The following is a 384-nucleotide window of genomic DNA, read 5'->3' as shown; positions in this document are numbered from 1 at the left end:
CAAAACCATCTGCTTTTTGATGCCTTTTTGGCGGTAATCTTTGTAAGAAAAAGTTACCGTTTCCGCGTCAATTTTCCTGATTCTCTGGTTGCTGATGGCGATTTTATGCGTGTATCTGCCCAAATATTCTACCACAGATTTTGGGCTTCCAAAAGGCTTTTTGGCGTAAACAACCCAAGACTTTTCCCACAGATTTTGCCTGATTTTGGTATACTCTTCAAAGTTTTTATCTTTTAATTTCTCACAAAATTTAGCCCTGAAAACTTTACTCAAAGCCTTTACCGGAAACAAAAATTTGCCGTCTGAACGTAGATTTTTCCAAGCTCCGCTTTCATCCACTCCACCGCCCGGAACAATGCAGTGCAAATGCGGATGAAGGCTCAG

1 protein-coding gene is annotated in these 384 nt (G+C 40.9%); it reads right to left on the bottom strand.

All coding sequences use genetic code 11. The features are described 5' to 3' along the window. Positions 1-384: IS91 family transposase (locus QWT87_RS21175; protein WP_302718734.1), on the bottom strand; the 384-nt coding region annotated here is incomplete at both ends.

The sequence above is a fragment of the Chryseobacterium urinae genome, assembly GCF_030518295.1.
In the GTDB taxonomy this organism is placed as follows: Bacteria; Bacteroidota; Bacteroidia; order Flavobacteriales; family Weeksellaceae; genus Chryseobacterium; species Chryseobacterium mucoviscidosis.
The sequence above is the reverse complement of the archived record's forward strand: the minus strand, read 5'-3'. Positions and strand labels throughout refer to the sequence as shown.